The sequence below is a fragment of the Streptomyces sp. NRRL S-920 genome (genome assembly GCF_000717945.1).
GTDB lineage: Bacteria > Actinomycetota > Actinomycetes > Streptomycetales > Streptomycetaceae > Streptomyces > Streptomyces alboniger.
In genome coordinates, this window is sequence record NZ_JODF01000105.1 from 1 (window position 1) to 13814 (window position 13814).

At 68.2% G+C, this 13814-nt stretch carries 13 protein-coding genes; 8 read left to right on the forward strand and 5 right to left on the reverse strand.

Features of this window, described 5'->3' with window-relative positions; genetic code table 11:
• From IG54_RS0136425 to IG54_RS39570, 3 genes are all read left to right on the forward strand, one after another.
• A partial coding sequence (locus IG54_RS0136425) for an oligopeptide/dipeptide ABC transporter ATP-binding protein (protein WP_030795195.1) occupies window positions 1–685 on the forward strand: 685 nt, incomplete at its 5' end.
• 164 nt (window positions 686–849) lie between these two features.
• Window positions 850–1383 carry a SigE family RNA polymerase sigma factor gene (locus IG54_RS0136430; RefSeq protein ID WP_037898412.1) on the forward strand — a complete coding sequence of 178 codons (534 nt, stop codon included), beginning with the start codon at window positions 850–852 and terminating at the stop codon, window positions 1381–1383.
• Window positions 1376–2047, forward strand: coding sequence for a hypothetical protein (locus IG54_RS39570; RefSeq protein WP_030795200.1), 672 nt, complete (start codon window positions 1376–1378; stop codon window positions 2045–2047). Before IG54_RS0136430 ends, IG54_RS39570 begins: the two co-directional genes overlap by 8 nt.
• 289 nt (window positions 2048–2336) lie before the next feature.
• Here IG54_RS39570 and IG54_RS0136440 read toward each other — a convergent pair whose 3' ends face one another.
• The 5 genes from IG54_RS0136440 to IG54_RS0136460 all read right to left on the reverse strand — a co-directional run bounded on the left by IG54_RS0136440 (window position 2337) and on the right by IG54_RS0136460 (window position 8438).
• Entirely contained in the window at window positions 2337–3377 is a 1041-nt protein-coding gene (locus tag IG54_RS0136440; protein WP_030795202.1) for an ABC transporter ATP-binding protein, read from the reverse strand.
• Between the two features lie 26 nt (window positions 3378–3403).
• On the reverse strand, window positions 3404–4456 hold the full coding sequence (locus IG54_RS0136445; protein ID WP_051820441.1) for an ABC transporter ATP-binding protein: 1053 nt from the start codon (window positions 4454–4456) through the stop codon (window positions 3404–3406).
• Window positions 4457–4468: 12 nt separating this feature from the next.
• Complete coding sequence (locus IG54_RS0136450; protein WP_030795207.1) at window positions 4469–5449, reverse strand: ABC transporter permease; 981 nt, start codon at window positions 5447–5449, stop codon at window positions 4469–4471.
• 91 nt (window positions 5450–5540) lie between these two features.
• Window positions 5541–7325, reverse strand: a complete 1785-nt coding sequence (locus tag IG54_RS0136455; RefSeq protein ID WP_030795210.1) for an ABC transporter substrate-binding protein — start codon at window positions 7323–7325, stop codon at window positions 5541–5543.
• A gap of 87 nt (window positions 7326–7412) precedes the next feature.
• Complete coding sequence (locus tag IG54_RS0136460) at window positions 7413–8438, reverse strand: ABC transporter permease (RefSeq protein ID WP_030795214.1); 1026 nt, start codon at window positions 8436–8438, stop codon at window positions 7413–7415.
• A 400-nt stretch (window positions 8439–8838) separates the two neighbouring features.
• Here IG54_RS0136460 and IG54_RS0136465 point away from each other — a divergent pair, with 400 nt between their 5' ends.
• The 5 genes from IG54_RS0136465 to IG54_RS0136485 form a co-directional block, all read left to right on the forward strand.
• Entirely contained in the window at window positions 8839–10473 is a 1635-nt protein-coding gene (locus IG54_RS0136465; protein ID WP_030795217.1) for a peptide ABC transporter substrate-binding protein, read from the forward strand.
• A 68-nt stretch (window positions 10474–10541) separates the two neighbouring features.
• The gene (locus IG54_RS0136470) at window positions 10542–11465 is read left to right on the forward strand and encodes an ABC transporter permease (protein WP_030795221.1); all 924 of its coding nucleotides are present in this window, start codon (window positions 10542–10544) and stop codon (window positions 11463–11465) included.
• Window positions 11458–12435: an ABC transporter permease gene (locus tag IG54_RS0136475; RefSeq protein WP_030795224.1), complete on the forward strand. Its 978-nt coding sequence runs from the start codon at window positions 11458–11460 to the stop codon at window positions 12433–12435. Before IG54_RS0136470 ends, IG54_RS0136475 begins: the two co-directional genes overlap by 8 nt.
• Before the next feature lie 6 nt (window positions 12436–12441).
• On the forward strand, window positions 12442–13476 hold the full coding sequence (locus IG54_RS0136480) for an ABC transporter ATP-binding protein (RefSeq protein ID WP_051820443.1): 1035 nt from the start codon (window positions 12442–12444) through the stop codon (window positions 13474–13476).
• Window positions 13463–13814: ATP-binding cassette domain-containing protein (locus IG54_RS0136485; protein WP_030795229.1), on the forward strand; the 352-nt coding region annotated here is incomplete at its 3' end. The genes IG54_RS0136480 and IG54_RS0136485, both read left to right, overlap by 14 nt.

Consider the following 13814-nt stretch of genomic DNA (forward strand, 5'->3'; position numbering starts at 1 on the left):
CATCATCGGGGAGCCCTACGAGATCCACCCCGAGGTGGCCCCGAAGGGCTCGCGCCGCCAGAAGGTCCAGGACCTCCTGGACGTGGTCGGCCTCAACCCCGAATACATCAACCGCTACCCGCACCAGTTCTCGGGCGGCCAGCGCCAGCGCATCGGCATCGCACGCGGCCTCGCCCTCAACCCCGAGATCATCATCTGCGACGAGCCGGTCTCGGCCCTGGACGTCTCCGTCCAGGCCCAGGTCATCAACCTGATGGAGAAGCTCCAGGACGAGTTCAACCTCTCCTACCTCTTCATCGCGCACGACCTGTCGATCGTCCGGCACATCTCGGACCGCGTAGGCGTGATGTACCTCGGCAAGATGGCGGAGATCGGCTCCGACGAGCAGATCTACGACCACCCGACGCACCCCTACACCCAGGCACTGCTCTCCGCGGTCCCCGTCCCGGACCCGGAGGCCCGCGAGGGCCGCGAGCGGATCATTCTGACGGGTGACGTGCCGTCCCCCGCGAACCCGCCCTCGGGCTGCCGCTTCCGCACGCGCTGCTGGAAGGCGGAGGACAAGTGCGCGAAGGAGACCCCGCTGCTCGCGATCCCGCAGCGCTTCGTCGGCCAGGACACCCCGGCGGCTCATGAGTCGGCGTGCCACTTCGCGGAGGAGAAGGACGTCGTGCACGCGGCGTGACGTCACTGGCCTGCGGCCTGTACGACACCTAAGGGGCCGGTACGACACCGAGGGCGCCCCCAGCCGACAAGGCTGGGGGCGCCTTTGTGTGTAACAAGCCGCGGTCACCGAGCGTGTAACTGTCAGAGGCAAGCGAAAGCGCGCGGTACAGACGGGGGAACACGATGGCGACGCGGTCGGAAGGCTCTGCGGATTCCGCGGAGTTCGACGCGTTCTACGCCGCCACCGCCAAGCGCCTGGTCGCCACGGTCTATGCCATGACCGGGGACCTGGCGGAGGCGGAGGACGCGGTGCAGGAGGCGTATGTACGGGCCTGGCAGCGGTGGGAGCGGCTGACCGGGGAGGGCGATCCGCTGCCGTGGGTGCGGACAGTGGCGTCACGACTGGCCATCAGCACCTGGCGGCGGACACGGAACAGGCTGCGGGCACAGCTGCGGCACGGCGCCGCATCGGACGCCCCGGAGCTGTCGCCGGACCGGGTGGCTCTGGTGGCCGCCCTGCGCCAACTGCCGCTCCAGCAGCGACAGGCGGTGGTCCTGCACCACCTCCTGGATCTCCCGGTGGAGCAGGTCGCCCGGGAGACGGGCTCCACCAACGGCGCGGTCCGCACCCGGCTGAGCAGGGCCAGGAAGGTCCTGGGGGAGCGCCTGTCCGACACATCCGCACACACTGCCGAGGGGACGGCCAGCCATGGCTGAGGTCGAGGAACTGCTGGACGAGGTCACGGTACGGATGCCGAGCGGCGCGGAGCTGCGGGCGCGGGGCCGCAGGCGGACGGTGCGGCGGCGGGCGGCTCTGGTGGCCGCGGCGGTGGCGGTCACCGGCGGAGCGCTGGCGACCGCGGCGCTGGCCCGGGGCGGCGAGGGCGGCCGGGACATACGCCCCGCGGCCACACCCACGAAGAACCCCTTCTCGGTGGGCGGCATGGTGCGCCTGCTGCCCCCGGAGCGGATGCCGGCCGACGGGAAGTGGCAGTGGAGGGGCGACGAGGAGGAGACGACGGAGAACCACCCGCTGCCGAGGGTCGGGGGAAGCGACAGCTGCCCCGCGTCGTACGCCCCGCGGTCGGCGCCCGATCAGATCCAGTACGGCACGGAGTACTTCAGCGACAAGGGCGCCACAGCACGGCAGCGCGTCACCTCATACGACAGCGGGGCCGTCGCGCGGCGCGAGGTCGCCCTGCTCGAAGAGGCGCTGACGGAGTGCGGCCTCCGACGCCACGGCAAGGGGGCGGCCGGCTACTGGTCGGGTACGACAGAGTCCTCTTCGTGGCTGCGGGTGGAGTTCGAGCGCTGGGGGAAGTGGGTCTCCGTGGTGGAGGTGGAGGCCGAGGAGTCGGCGAGGGAGGGGGCGTCCTCGTAGCCGCCGGGGCCCACGGCACCGACAGGACCGTCGGCTGCATTGTCGCCGCGCAGGGATGCACGCGCCGCCGGATCCGGACCCGGGCCGAGCTGCCCCGTGCAGCAGGGCTGCCCCGTGCAGCAGGGCTGCCCCGCGCGGCAGGGCTGCCCCGCGCGGCAAGGCCGCCCCGGAACCGGCCCCGCCCCCGCTCGGGTCAAGGGGGAGGGCGGGCCGGTTACGCGACCGGCCTGGCGCGCGGCGGCTGGAGGCGAGGCGGCCGGAGGTGAGGCGGGCCCGGTACGGAGGCCGCTCAGAGGGACTTGCGGGCCGCCGGGACCGTGAGCTGGGCCGAGTCCTCGGGGTAGTGGCAGGCGGTCAGGTGACCGTCGCGGTTGCCGTCGAGCTGGAGCAGCGGCGGGTCGTCGGTCGCGCACTTGTCCGTCGCCTTCCAGCAGCGCGTGCGGAAGCGGCAGCCCGAGGGCGGGTTGACCGGGGACGGGACGTCGCCCGTGAGCAGGATGCGCTCGCGGCGCGGGACGTCGTCCGGGGTCGCCTCGGGGACGGCGGAGAGGAGCGCCTTCGTGTAGGGGTGGCGCGGATTGCCGTACAGGTCCTCGCGGTCCGCGATCTCCACGATCCGGCCCAGGTACATGACCGCGACCCGCTGCGAGAAGTGCCGGACCACCGCCAGGTCGTGCGCGATGAACAGGAACGCGATGTTCAGCTCCTTCTGGAGCTTCTGTAGCAGGTTCACCACCTGCGCCTGGATCGAGACGTCCAGGGCCGACACCGGTTCGTCCGCCACGATGAGCTTCGGGTCCAGGGCCAGCGCGCGTGCCACGCCGATGCGCTGGCGCTGGCCGCCAGAGAACTCGTGTGGGAAGCGGTTGTAGTGCTCGGGGTTGAGGCCGACGGTCTCCAGGAGTTCCCGGACGCGCGCCTCGCGGCCGCCCGCCGGGTTGATGTCGTTGACCTCCATCGGGCCGGAGATGATCTTTCCGACCGTCTGGCGCGGGTTCAGCGACGCGTACGGGTCCTGGAAGATCATCTGGATCTCCGAGCGGACCGGCGCCAGCTCCTTGCGCGAGGCGTGCGTGATGTCCTGCCCGCGGTAGGAGATCTTCCCGCCGGTCGGCTCCAGAAGGCGCGTGATCAGGCGGCCCGTCGTCGACTTGCCGCAGCCGGACTCGCCAACCAGGCCGAGGCTCTCGCCCTCGCCGACGGTGAAGTCCAGGCCGTCCACCGCCTGTACGGCACCGATCTTCCGCTTGAACGGGAAGCCGCCCATGATCGGAAAGTGCTTGGTCAGCCCGCTGACATCCAGGAGAGGAGTGGGAGTGGTGCTGCTCATTGTCGTGAAGTCCCGTCTCTTGTACGTCAGTCGCGTCGGTCGGCGGTGCGCGCGCCGCGCCCGGCGGTGCCCGCGAAGTCCGCGAAGTATTCCGACCGCTGCTCGTCGGTGAGGTGGCAGGCGGCGCCGCGGCCCGCGGTCAGTTCCAGGAGCGGCTGCTCGCCCGAGCAGCGCCCGCCGCCGACCTGCTCGGTGAACGCGCACCGCGGGTGGAAGCGGCACCCGGACGGCGGGTTCAGCAGGCTGGGCGGTGTGCCGGGGATGGGCGACAGGGGCACGTCCACCGGGCCGTCCAGCGACGGCATGGAGCCCAGCAGGCCCCAGGTGTACGGGTGCTGGGGGGAGCGCAGCACCTCCTTCTTCGTGCCGCGCTCCACACACCGCCCGCCGTACATGACGAGGACGTCGTCCGCGATGTCGGCGATCACGCCGAGGTCGTGGGTGATGAAGATGATCGACGTGCCGAACTCCTGCTGGAGGTCCTTGAGCAGGTCCATGATCTGGGCCTGGACCGTCACGTCGAGCGCGGTGGTCGGCTCGTCGGCGATCAGCAGTGTCGGGTTGCAGACCAGCGACATCGCGATCATCGCGCGCTGGCGCATACCGCCGGAGAACTGGTGCGGATAGTCGTCGACGCGCAGGTCCGGCTGCGGGATGCCGACCTTCGTCAGCATCTCGATCGACCGGTCCCGCGCCTCCTTCTTGGAGGCGCCGGTGTGCTTGCGGTACGTCTCGCCGATCTGCCGGCCGATGGTGTGGTACGGCGACAGCGAGGCCAGGGCGTCCTGGAAGATCATCGCCATCTTGTTGCCGCGGAGCTTCTCCAGCTCGCGCTCGGTGGCGGTGAGAAGCTCCTGCCCGTCGAGCAGGATCTCGCCCTCGATGGCCGTGCTGTCCTTGTGGTGCAGGCCGAGGATGGCGAGGTTGGTGACGGACTTGCCGGAGCCGGACTCGCCCACGATGCCGAGGGTCTGGCCCTTCTCCAGGTCGAAGTCGAGGCCGTCCACGGCCTTGACCACGCCGTCCTCGGTGGAGAAGTGGACGCGCAGGTCGCGTACGGAGAGGAAGGGGGTGCTCATGATTTCCGGCTCCTAGGCGAGGCGCACGCGCGGGTCGATGAGGGCGTAGATCGCGTCGACGAGGATGTTGAAGACGACGATCGCCGTGGCGGCGACGAGGACGACACCGAGCAGTACGGGCAGGTCGCTGGTCTGGACCGCTCGGACGGACAGGTCACCGATGCCGTGCAGGGCGAACGTCTTCTCGGTGATGATCGCGCCGCCGAGAAGGACACCCAGGTCGAGGCCGAAGATCGTGACGATCGGGCCCATCGCGCCGCGCCAGGCGAAGCGGAAGAAGACCGAGCGGCCGGAGAGGCCCTTGGCGCGTGCTGTGCGGACGTAGTCCTCGCTGAGCGTCTCGACCATCTGGGAGCGCGTCATACGGGTGTAGTTCGCCGTGAAGATCAGCGACAGGACCATCCAGGGGATCATCAGGCCCGAGAACCAGGCGCTGGGATCCTCGCTGATCGAGGTGTACTGCGGCCGGTCCAGCCACTTGAGCTGGTACGTGAAGAGGTAGACGGCGAAGACGCCGACGACGTAGATCTGGAGCGAGGACGCGACCAGCGAGGCGGACGAGGCGATCTTGTCGATGGCCTTGCCCTGCTTGCGGGCGGCCAGCATGCCGGTGCCCACGCCGAAGACGACGAAGACGAGGGCCGCGCCGAGCGAGAGCGACACGGTGGTCGGGAAGCGGTCCAGGATCGTGCCGAGGACGGGCTCGCGGTTGCGGAACGAGTAGCCGAGGCAGGGCGCCGGGCAGTTGCCGAACGAGGCGTAGTCGCGGCCGACGAACAGACCCTGGAACCAGTGCCAGTACTGCACCGGAAGTGAATCGGCGATCCCCAGGTTGTGCCGCACCAGGTCCAGCGTCTCGGGGGAGCAGACCTTGCCGCAGGCGAGTCGTGCGGGGTCGCGCGGGGCGGCGTAGAAGAGGAAGAAGACGAGAACGCTGATGATCAGCAGGATCACCGCGCCACCGGCGATGCGGCGAAGGAGGAAGCGGAGCATGGCAGTTGGTTTTCCTGACGGATGCCGTGGTTGAGGAGGGGGCGGGGCGGCCCTCCCTGAGGGAGTTCCGCCCCGCCTCTGGGGCCGGTCGTCAGGCCTTGACGTAGGTCTTGTAGATCAGCGTCGCGGCGAACTGCGGGTCGTACTGCGCGCCGCCGACCTTGGAGCCGTGCAGGTAGAAGCGGCGCTGGTAGGTCTCCGGGATGATCGGCACGACCTCTTCCATGATCCGCTTGTCCAGCTCGGCCCAGGCCTTGCCGGCCTTCTTCTGGTCCGTGATGACCGAGTTCTTCTTGATCGCCTCGTTGATCCAGTCAACATCGGTCTGCGAGATGTTGTTCTGGCCGTCGCCGATGGCGTCACCGTCGAAGAGCGGCTGGATCAGGGTGTAGGCGGTCGGCCAGTCCGGGGACCAGCCGAACCACATCACGTCGAACTTGTTGTCGATGCGCTGCGCCTGGTCGTAGTAGTCCGTCGAGTTGAGCGGCTTGATGACCGGGTCGAAGCCGGCGGCCTTCAGCGCGTTCTCGATGACGACCTTGGTCTTGTCGTACGTGGGGCGCTGCGGGAAGGCGTAGACGATCTTCTGCCCGAGCTTGCCGGCCTTCTTGAGGATGGCCTTGGCCCGCTCCGGGTCGCCGGCGGGCTTCTTCAGCTTGCCGAAGACGTCGAACTTCTCGCGCCCGATGATGTCGGGGCTGAGGATGGTCGTCGCCAGGTCACCGGCCGACTCGCCGCCGTAGATGCGGCGGATCTGCTCCAGCGGCCAGGCGATGTTGAGCGCCTTGCGCACCTCGACATCGGTGATGCGCTTGGTGTTGATGGCGTAGTAGTACGTGCCGGAGGACAGGCCGTTGAAGGACCGCTTCTTGACGTCCGGGTTGGTGAGCACCTTCTGCATGCGCTCGGCCGGGATCTGCTCGTAGACGGCGATCATCTGCTGGTCCTTGCCCTGGTCCGCGATGAAGCGGTCGCAGGAGGCGAGGCCCGTGGGGCCGAACTCGAACTCGAAGTTGTCCGGGTAGGCGTTGCGGATCGGGTCGGTCTTCGGGTCCCAGTGCTTGTTGCGCGTGAACGTCAGCGACTTGTCGATGGAGCGGTTCTTGACGATGTAGGGGCCGCAGGAGAAGGGCTTCTTGTCGTACTTCTCCTTGGTGTCGTGCTTCTCGGGCACGGGGGAGTACGAGGTCATCGCCAGCGTGAAGTTGAAGTCCGGGCGGGCTTCCTTCAGCTTGAAGGTGATCGTCTTCTTCTTCTTGTCGGTGACGATCGAGTCCAGGTGGTCGCCGTCGTACGGGCCCTTGTAGCCCTCACGCCACTTGGAGCCCTTGCCCGTCAGCGCCATCTGGACGTACGAGGCGCCCTCGGTGATGAACGGGGCCCAGGAGCGCTCGATGCCGTGGCGGACGTCCTCGACGGTCAGCTCGCTGCCGTCCTGCCACTTCAGGCCGTCCTTCAGCGTGAAGGTCCAGGTCTTGTTGCCGTCGGAGGCCTTGCCCGTGTCGGTGGCGAGGTCACCGACGAGGGTCATCTTGCCCTTGGCGTCGATGTAGTAGCCGGTGAGGGCGCGGGCGAAGAGGTGGGCGACCGAGGAGTTGTACGCGAAGTAGATGCGCTGCGGGTCCATGTGCGACACGTCGTCCTCGGCGACGGCGTATATCGTGCCGCCCTTCTGGGCGCCCGGGACCTCGGGAGCGGGGCCCTTCGAGTCCTCCGCGGTGCCGATCTGGACTTCGGCGCCCGTGTACTCGGTGGCGCCACCGTGGTTTCCGCTCTTGCCGCCGCCGGAACCGCCGCTGCTGCACGCCGAGAGGACCATCGATCCGCCCGCCGCGACCGAGGTCGCGACGACGAAGTTTCTGCGGGAGAGAGACATGTGGCTACCAACCCTGAGTGTCGTGAGAAGAGGAGCGGAGGAAACGGCCCGGCACCGCCCCGTCGCGGGTGCCCGGCCCGGGGAGTGTCAGCGTTTGGTCTTCGGGTCCAGTGCGTCGCGCACCGAGTCGCCGAGGAGGTTGAAGGCGACGACGAAGATCACCATCGCGATGCCGGGGAAGGCCATGTACGTGATGTCCTGCTCGTACACCTCGGAGGCGCGCTGGATCATCACGCCCCAGTCGGGGGTGGGCTCCTGAAGGCCCACGCCGAGGAAGGCGAGTCCGGCCTCCGCGGTGACGAACATCGGCAGGGCGAGCGTGGCCTGGATGAGGATCGGCGTCCACAGGTTGGGGAGGAGTTCCTTGAAGATGATCCGGGCCGGCGAGGCGCCGGTCACCTTCGCGGCCTCCACGAACTCCCGCTCGCGCAGAGCCAGTACCTCACCGCGCAGCAGACGGGCGATGGAGGCCCAGCCGAAGGCCGTCATCACCGCGATCAGGCTGGTGACGGTCAGCCACGTCGGCGTCTTGTCCTCCGGGGCGACGACCACGGAGATCATCACCGGCCAGAAGGCGATGAAGAAGAGCGTCGAGGGGAAGGCGAGGAGGATGTCGATGACCCGGCCGATGAAGTAGTCGGTCTTGCCGCCGAGGTACCCGGCCGTGACGCCGATCGTGATGCCGATGATCGTCACCAGGATCGTGGTGGCGGCGGCGATCAGCAGCGAGTTGCGCATGCCGTACAGCAGGAAGGTCAGCACGTCGCGGCCGAGTGACGGCTCGATGCCGAACCAGAACTCGCCGTCCATGCCGCCGTTCGGCTTGAGCGGGTAGCTGAACTCGTTGAACAGGCTCGGGTCGTTCACCCCGTATGTCGTCCACGGGTCCTTGCCGTAGAGCTTCGAAATCAGTGGCGCGCCGAGCGAGATGGCGAAGAAGAAAATCACCACACATGCGGCGATCACGCCCGACTTGTCCCTCTTGAAGCGGGACCAGGCAAGCCGACCCGGCGAACGGCCCTCGCCGCCCTGGTTCTTGGGCGTGGAAGGGATGCCGTCGGTTTTTTCCGTCACTTCAAGCGTGGCGGCAGCGGCGGGAGTTGGCGAGGTCATGGCGCTCCAGGCCCGGAGGGGTCATCAGGATTCCGCAGGACAACCAGCACCTACGGGGCTATGCGCGACTTTCGCAAGGCGTTTCCCACTCGGTCAATGAATGTTCGGTCGACTTGAGGTGCTCTTGGGATCCTTGACCAGAGCTTTACGAAATGAAGACCTTAGCATTGCCTTGGTGTAATCAAGCGTGATGGACAAGACGTCATCAGATGGGGCAAGACCGGCAATGAGTCCGATATTCGGGCGCGGGCGTCTCGGAATGCGTACATCCGGATGGGCTGGACCTCATACGGGTGGGCCGGGCCTCATACGGGTGGGGTAAATATGCGGTTAATTCCATCCGAGGCGATATTTGGCGATAAGTGAGCCACGGTGTGACAGCCCGGAACAGGAGGACTCCATGCGCGGAGCCACGCACGCCAGGTGGGCCGCATGCGCGGTGGCCGTCGCCCTCGCGGCGACGGCCTGTGGTGGCGGGGGAGGCGGCGGCGGTGGCGGCGGCGACGGCACCGGCATCGTCAGCTCCTCCTGGGGCGACCCGCAGAACCCCCTCGAACCCGCGAACACCAACGAGGTCCAGGGCGGCAAGATCCTCGACATGCTCTTCCGCGGCCTCAAGCAGTACGACCCGAAGACCGGCGAGGCCAAGAACATGGTCGCCGAGTCGATCGAGACGAAGGACGCGCGGAACTTCACGGTCAAGATCAAGGACGACTGGACGTTCAGCAACGGCGAGAAGGTCACCGCCAAGTCCTTCGTGGACGCCTGGAACTACGGCGCGAACCTGGAGAACAACCAGAAGAATTCCTACTTCTTCGCCTATATCGACGGATACGACAAGGTCCACCCCGAGAAGGGGAACCCGAGCGCCAAGACCCTCTCCGGGCTGAAGGTCGTCGACGAGACGACGTTCACCGTCAAGCTCACCCAGAAGTTCTCCACCTGGCCCGACACCCTCGGCTACCCCACGTTCGCACCCCTGCCCAAGGCGTTCTACGACGACCACGACGCCTGGCTCTCCAAGCCCGTGGGCAACGGGCCGTACACCGTGGACTCGTACACCAAGGGCTCGAAGATGTCCCTGCGGAAGTGGGACGCCTACCCCGGCCCCGACAAGGCGAGGAACGGCGGTGTGGACATGACGGTCTTCACCGACAACAACACCGCCTACACCAACCTCATGGCGGGCAACCTCGACCTCGTCGACGACGTGCCCGCCGCACAGCTCAGGAACGCCAAGAGCGACCTCGGCGACCGGTACATCAACACCCCCGCCGGCATCATCCAGACCCTCGCCTTCCCCTTCTACGACGAGGAGTGGAGCAAGCCGGGCAAGGAGAAGGTCCGCAAGGGCCTGTCCATGGCGATCAACCGGAAACAGATCACCGAGACGATCTTCCAGAACACGCGGACCCCGGCCACCGACTGGACCTCCCCGGTGCTCGGCGAGGACGGCGGCTACCGGGCCGGCCTCTGCGGCGACGCCTGCGAGTACGACGCCGCCGAGGCCAGGAAGCTGGTCGAGGAGGGCGGCGGCATCCCCGGCGGACAGCTCAAGGTCACGTACAACGCCGACACCGGCTCGCACAAGGAGTGGGTCGACGCCGTCTGCAACTCCATCAACAAGGCGCTGGAGAAGGACAAGGCCTGCGTCGGCAACCCCGTCGGCACCTTCGCGGACTTCCGCGCCAAGGCCTCCAAACAGGAACTGGACGGCGCCTGGCGCGCGGGCTGGCAGATGGACTACCCGCTGATCCAGAACTTCCTGGAGCCGAACTACTTCACCGACGCCCCCTCCAACGACGGCAAGTTCTCCGACAAGGAGTTCGACAGGCTCGTCAACGAGGCCAACGGCGAGGCCGACAGCGCCAAGGCCGTCGCCAAGTTCCAGGAGGCCGAGAAGATCCTCGCCCGGAAGATGCCGGCCATCCCGCTCTGGTACCAGAACGGCAGCGCGGGCTACTCCGACAAGGTCTCCGACGTCACCCTGAACCAGTTCAGCGTGCCGGTGTACGACCGGATCAAGGTCAACTGAGACGCCGGGAGCGGCCGCGGGCCCCCCGAGGCGCCCCGCGGCCGCTCCCCCTACTCCCGGAGCCCGTCATGGGACGTTATGTGATCCGGCGTCTGCTACAGATGATCCCCGTCTTCGTCGGCGCCACTCTGCTGATCTTCCTGATGGTGAACGTGATGGGCGACCCCGTCGCCGGTCTGTGCGGGGACCGCACGTGCGACCCCGCCACGGCCGCCCGTCTCAAGAAGGAGTTCGGCCTCGACAAGCCGGTCTGGCAGCAATACGCGACCTACATGGGCAACGTCTTCACCGGCGACTTCGGCACCGCCTTCAACGGCCAGAAGGTCACCGAACTGATGTCGGCCGCCTTCCCCGTCACCATCCGGCTGACCGTCGTCGCCATCGTCTTCGAGATCGTCATCGGGATCTCGCTCGGCGTGCTCACCGGCCTGCGGCGCGGACGCCCCGTCGACACCGTCGTGCTGCTGCTCACCCTCGTCGTGATCTCCATCCCGACCTTCGTCACCGGACTCGTCCTCCAGCTGCTGCTCGGCGTCGAATGGGGCCTCACCAAACCGTCCGTGTCCAGCGAGGCGCCCTTCGACGAACTCCTGATCCCCGGCCTCGTCCTCGCCTCGGTCTCCCTGGCGTACGTCACCCGGCTGACCCGCACCTCCATCGCGGAGAACCGCCGCGCCGACTACGTCCGCACCGCCATCGCCAAGGGCCTGCCCCGGCGCCGCGTCGTCACCCGGCACCTGCTGCGGAACTCGCTCATCCCCGTGGTCACCTTCATCGGCACGGACGTCGGCGCGCTGATGGGCGGCGCGATCGTCACCGAGCGGATCTTCAACATCCACGGCGTCGGCTTCCAGCTCTACCAGGGCATCCTCCGCCAGAGCACCCAGACCGTCGTCGGCTTCGTGACCGTCCTCGTCCTGGTCTTCCTGCTGGCCAACCTGATCGTCGACCTCCTGTACGCCGTACTCGACCCGAGGATCCGCTATGCCTGAACCCCATCAGCCGGAGCGGGCCATCGCGGCGACCGGCGCGGGCGGTGCGATGGACCTCGCCGCGAGCGAGGCGGCCTCGCTGGAGAAGCTCCCGGCCGGGCCCGGGGGCGGCGGGCCCTCGGCGCCCGCGCGGAGCCTGTGGTCGGACGCCTGGCGGGACCTGCGGCGCAACCCCGTCTTCATCGTCTCGGGCCTGATCATCGTCTTCCTCGTCGTCATCTCGCTGTGGCCCTCGCTCATCGCCACCGGCAACCCGCTGGCCTGCGACCTCGCCAACGCGCAGAAAGGTTCCGCCCCCGGCCACCCCTTCGGCTTCAACGAACAGGGCTGCGACGTCTACACCCGGGTCGTCCACGGCGCGCGGGTCTCCGTCACCGTCGGCGTGTGCGCCACCCTCGGCGTCGCCCTCCTCGGCAGCGTCCTCGGCGGCCTCGCCGGGTTCTTCGGCGGGGTGTGGGACGCGATCCTCTCGCGCGTCACGGACGTCTTCTTCGCCATCCCCGTCGTCCTCGGCGGCCTGGTGCTCCTGTCCGTGGTCACCAGCTCCACCGTCTGGCCCGTGGTCGGCTTCATGGTGCTGCTCGGCTGGCCGCAGATCTCCCGCATCGCGCGCGGCTCCGTCATCACCGTCAAGCAGAACGACTACGTCCAGGCGGCGCGGGCGCTCGGCGCCTCCGACACGCGGATGCTCCTGCGCCACATCGCGCCGAACGCCGTCGCCCCCGTCATCGTCGTGGCGACCATCGCACTGGGTACGTTCATCGCGCTGGAGGCCACGCTCTCCTACCTCGGCGTCGGGCTGAAGCCCCCGACCGTCAGCTGGGGCATCGACATCTCGGCCGCCTCCCTCTACATCCGCAACGCCCCGCACATGCTGCTCTGGCCGGCCGGGGCGCTGGCGGTCACCGTGCTCGCGTTCATCATGCTCGGCGACGCGGTGCGCGACGCCCTCGACCCGAAGCTGAGGTAGGCGCCCATGGCAACCGCTTCCGAGACACCGGCCACAGCGCCGGCCGCGCTCCTCGAAGTGCGCGATCTGCATGTGGAGTTCCGTACCAGGGACGGCGTCGCCAAGGCCGTCAACGGCGTCGACTACGCCGTCGGCGCGGGCGAGACGCTTGCCGTGCTCGGCGAGTCCGGCTCGGGCAAGTCCGTGACCGCCCAGGCCGTCATGGGCATCCTCGACATGCCGCCCGGCAGGATCACGAGGGGCGAGATCCTCTTCAAGGGCCGGGACCTCCTCAAGCTCAAGGAGGACGAGCGGCGCAAGGTGCGCGGCGCCGGCATGGCAATGGTCTTCCAGGACGCGCTGTCGTCGCTGAACCCGGTCCTGAGCGTCGGCGAACAGCTCGGCGAGATGTACGTCGTCCACCGGGGCATGTCCAAGAAGGACGCCAGGGCCAAGGCCGTCGAGCTGATGGACCGGGTGCGCATCCCGGCCGCCCGCGAACGCGTCGGCCAGTACCCGCACCAGTTCAGCGGCGGTATGCGCCAGCGCATCATGATCGCCATGGCGATGGCGCTCGAACCCTCCCTGATCATCGCGGACGAGCCGACCACCGCCCTCGACGTCACCGTCCAGGCCCAGGTCATGGACCTCCTCGCCGAACTCCAGCGCGAGATGAACATGGGCCTGATCCTCATCACCCACGACCTCGGCGTCGTCGCGGACGTCGCCGACACCATCGCCGTCATGTACGCGGGCCGCATCGTCGAGAAGGCCCCCGTCCACGAGATCTACCGGGCGCCCGCACACCCGTACACCCGCGGCCTGCTCGAATCCATCCCGCGCCTCGACCAGAAGGGCCAGGACCTCTACGCCATCAAGGGCCTCCCGCCGAACCTCATGGACATCCCGCCCGGCTGCGCCTTCCACCCCCGCTGCCCCATGGCGCAGGACCTCTGCGTCACCGAGGAGCCGCCGCTCGCCCGGGTCACGTACGAGGGCCTGGCCGCCGAGCGCAGGAGCGCCTGCCACTTCTGGAAGGAGACGCTCGATGCCGCACGGTGAACACGGGTCCGAACCGGTCCTCGAAGTGCGCGGCCTGGTCAAGCACTACCCGCTGACCCAGGGCGTCCTCATCCGCAAGCAGGTGGGTGCGGTCAAGGCCGTGGACGGCGTCGACCTCGACCTGTACCAGGGCGAGACGCTGGGCATCGTGGGCGAGTCGGGCTGCGGCAAGTCCACGGTCGCCAAGATGCTGGTCAACCTGGAGCGGCCGACCGCGGGCGAGATCCGCTACCGGGGCGAGGACATCACCAAGCTGTCGGGGCGTGCGCTGAAGGCGGTCCGCCGCAACATCCAGATGGTGTTCCAGGACCCGTACACCTCGCTGAATCCCCGTATGA

What these genes read in the sequence shown, in the direction of transcription:
- IG54_RS0136430 (WP_037898412.1), top strand. Translation starts at nt 850, where the DNA reads ATGGCGACGCGGTCGGAAGGCTCTGCGGATTCCGCGGAGTTCGACGCG.
- IG54_RS39570 (WP_030795200.1), top strand. Translation starts at nt 1,376, where the DNA reads ATGGCTGAGGTCGAGGAACTGCTGGACGAGGTCACGGTACGGATGCCG.
- IG54_RS0136440 (WP_030795202.1), bottom strand. Translation starts at nt 3,377, where the DNA reads ATGAGCAGCACCACTCCCACTCCTCTCCTGGATGTCAGCGGGCTGACC.
- IG54_RS0136445 (WP_051820441.1), bottom strand. Translation starts at nt 4,456, where the DNA reads ATGAGCACCCCCTTCCTCTCCGTACGCGACCTGCGCGTCCACTTCTCC.
- IG54_RS0136450 (WP_030795207.1), bottom strand. Translation starts at nt 5,449, where the DNA reads ATGCTCCGCTTCCTCCTTCGCCGCATCGCCGGTGGCGCGGTGATCCTG.
- IG54_RS0136455 (WP_030795210.1), bottom strand. Translation starts at nt 7,325, where the DNA reads ATGTCTCTCTCCCGCAGAAACTTCGTCGTCGCGACCTCGGTCGCGGCG.
- IG54_RS0136460 (WP_030795214.1), bottom strand. Translation starts at nt 8,438, where the DNA reads ATGACCTCGCCAACTCCCGCCGCTGCCGCCACGCTTGAAGTGACGGAA.
- IG54_RS0136465 (WP_030795217.1), top strand. Translation starts at nt 8,839, where the DNA reads ATGCGCGGAGCCACGCACGCCAGGTGGGCCGCATGCGCGGTGGCCGTC.
- IG54_RS0136470 (WP_030795221.1), top strand. Translation starts at nt 10,542, where the DNA reads ATGGGACGTTATGTGATCCGGCGTCTGCTACAGATGATCCCCGTCTTC.
- IG54_RS0136475 (WP_030795224.1), top strand. Translation starts at nt 11,458, where the DNA reads ATGCCTGAACCCCATCAGCCGGAGCGGGCCATCGCGGCGACCGGCGCG.
- IG54_RS0136480 (WP_051820443.1), top strand. Translation starts at nt 12,442, where the DNA reads ATGGCAACCGCTTCCGAGACACCGGCCACAGCGCCGGCCGCGCTCCTC.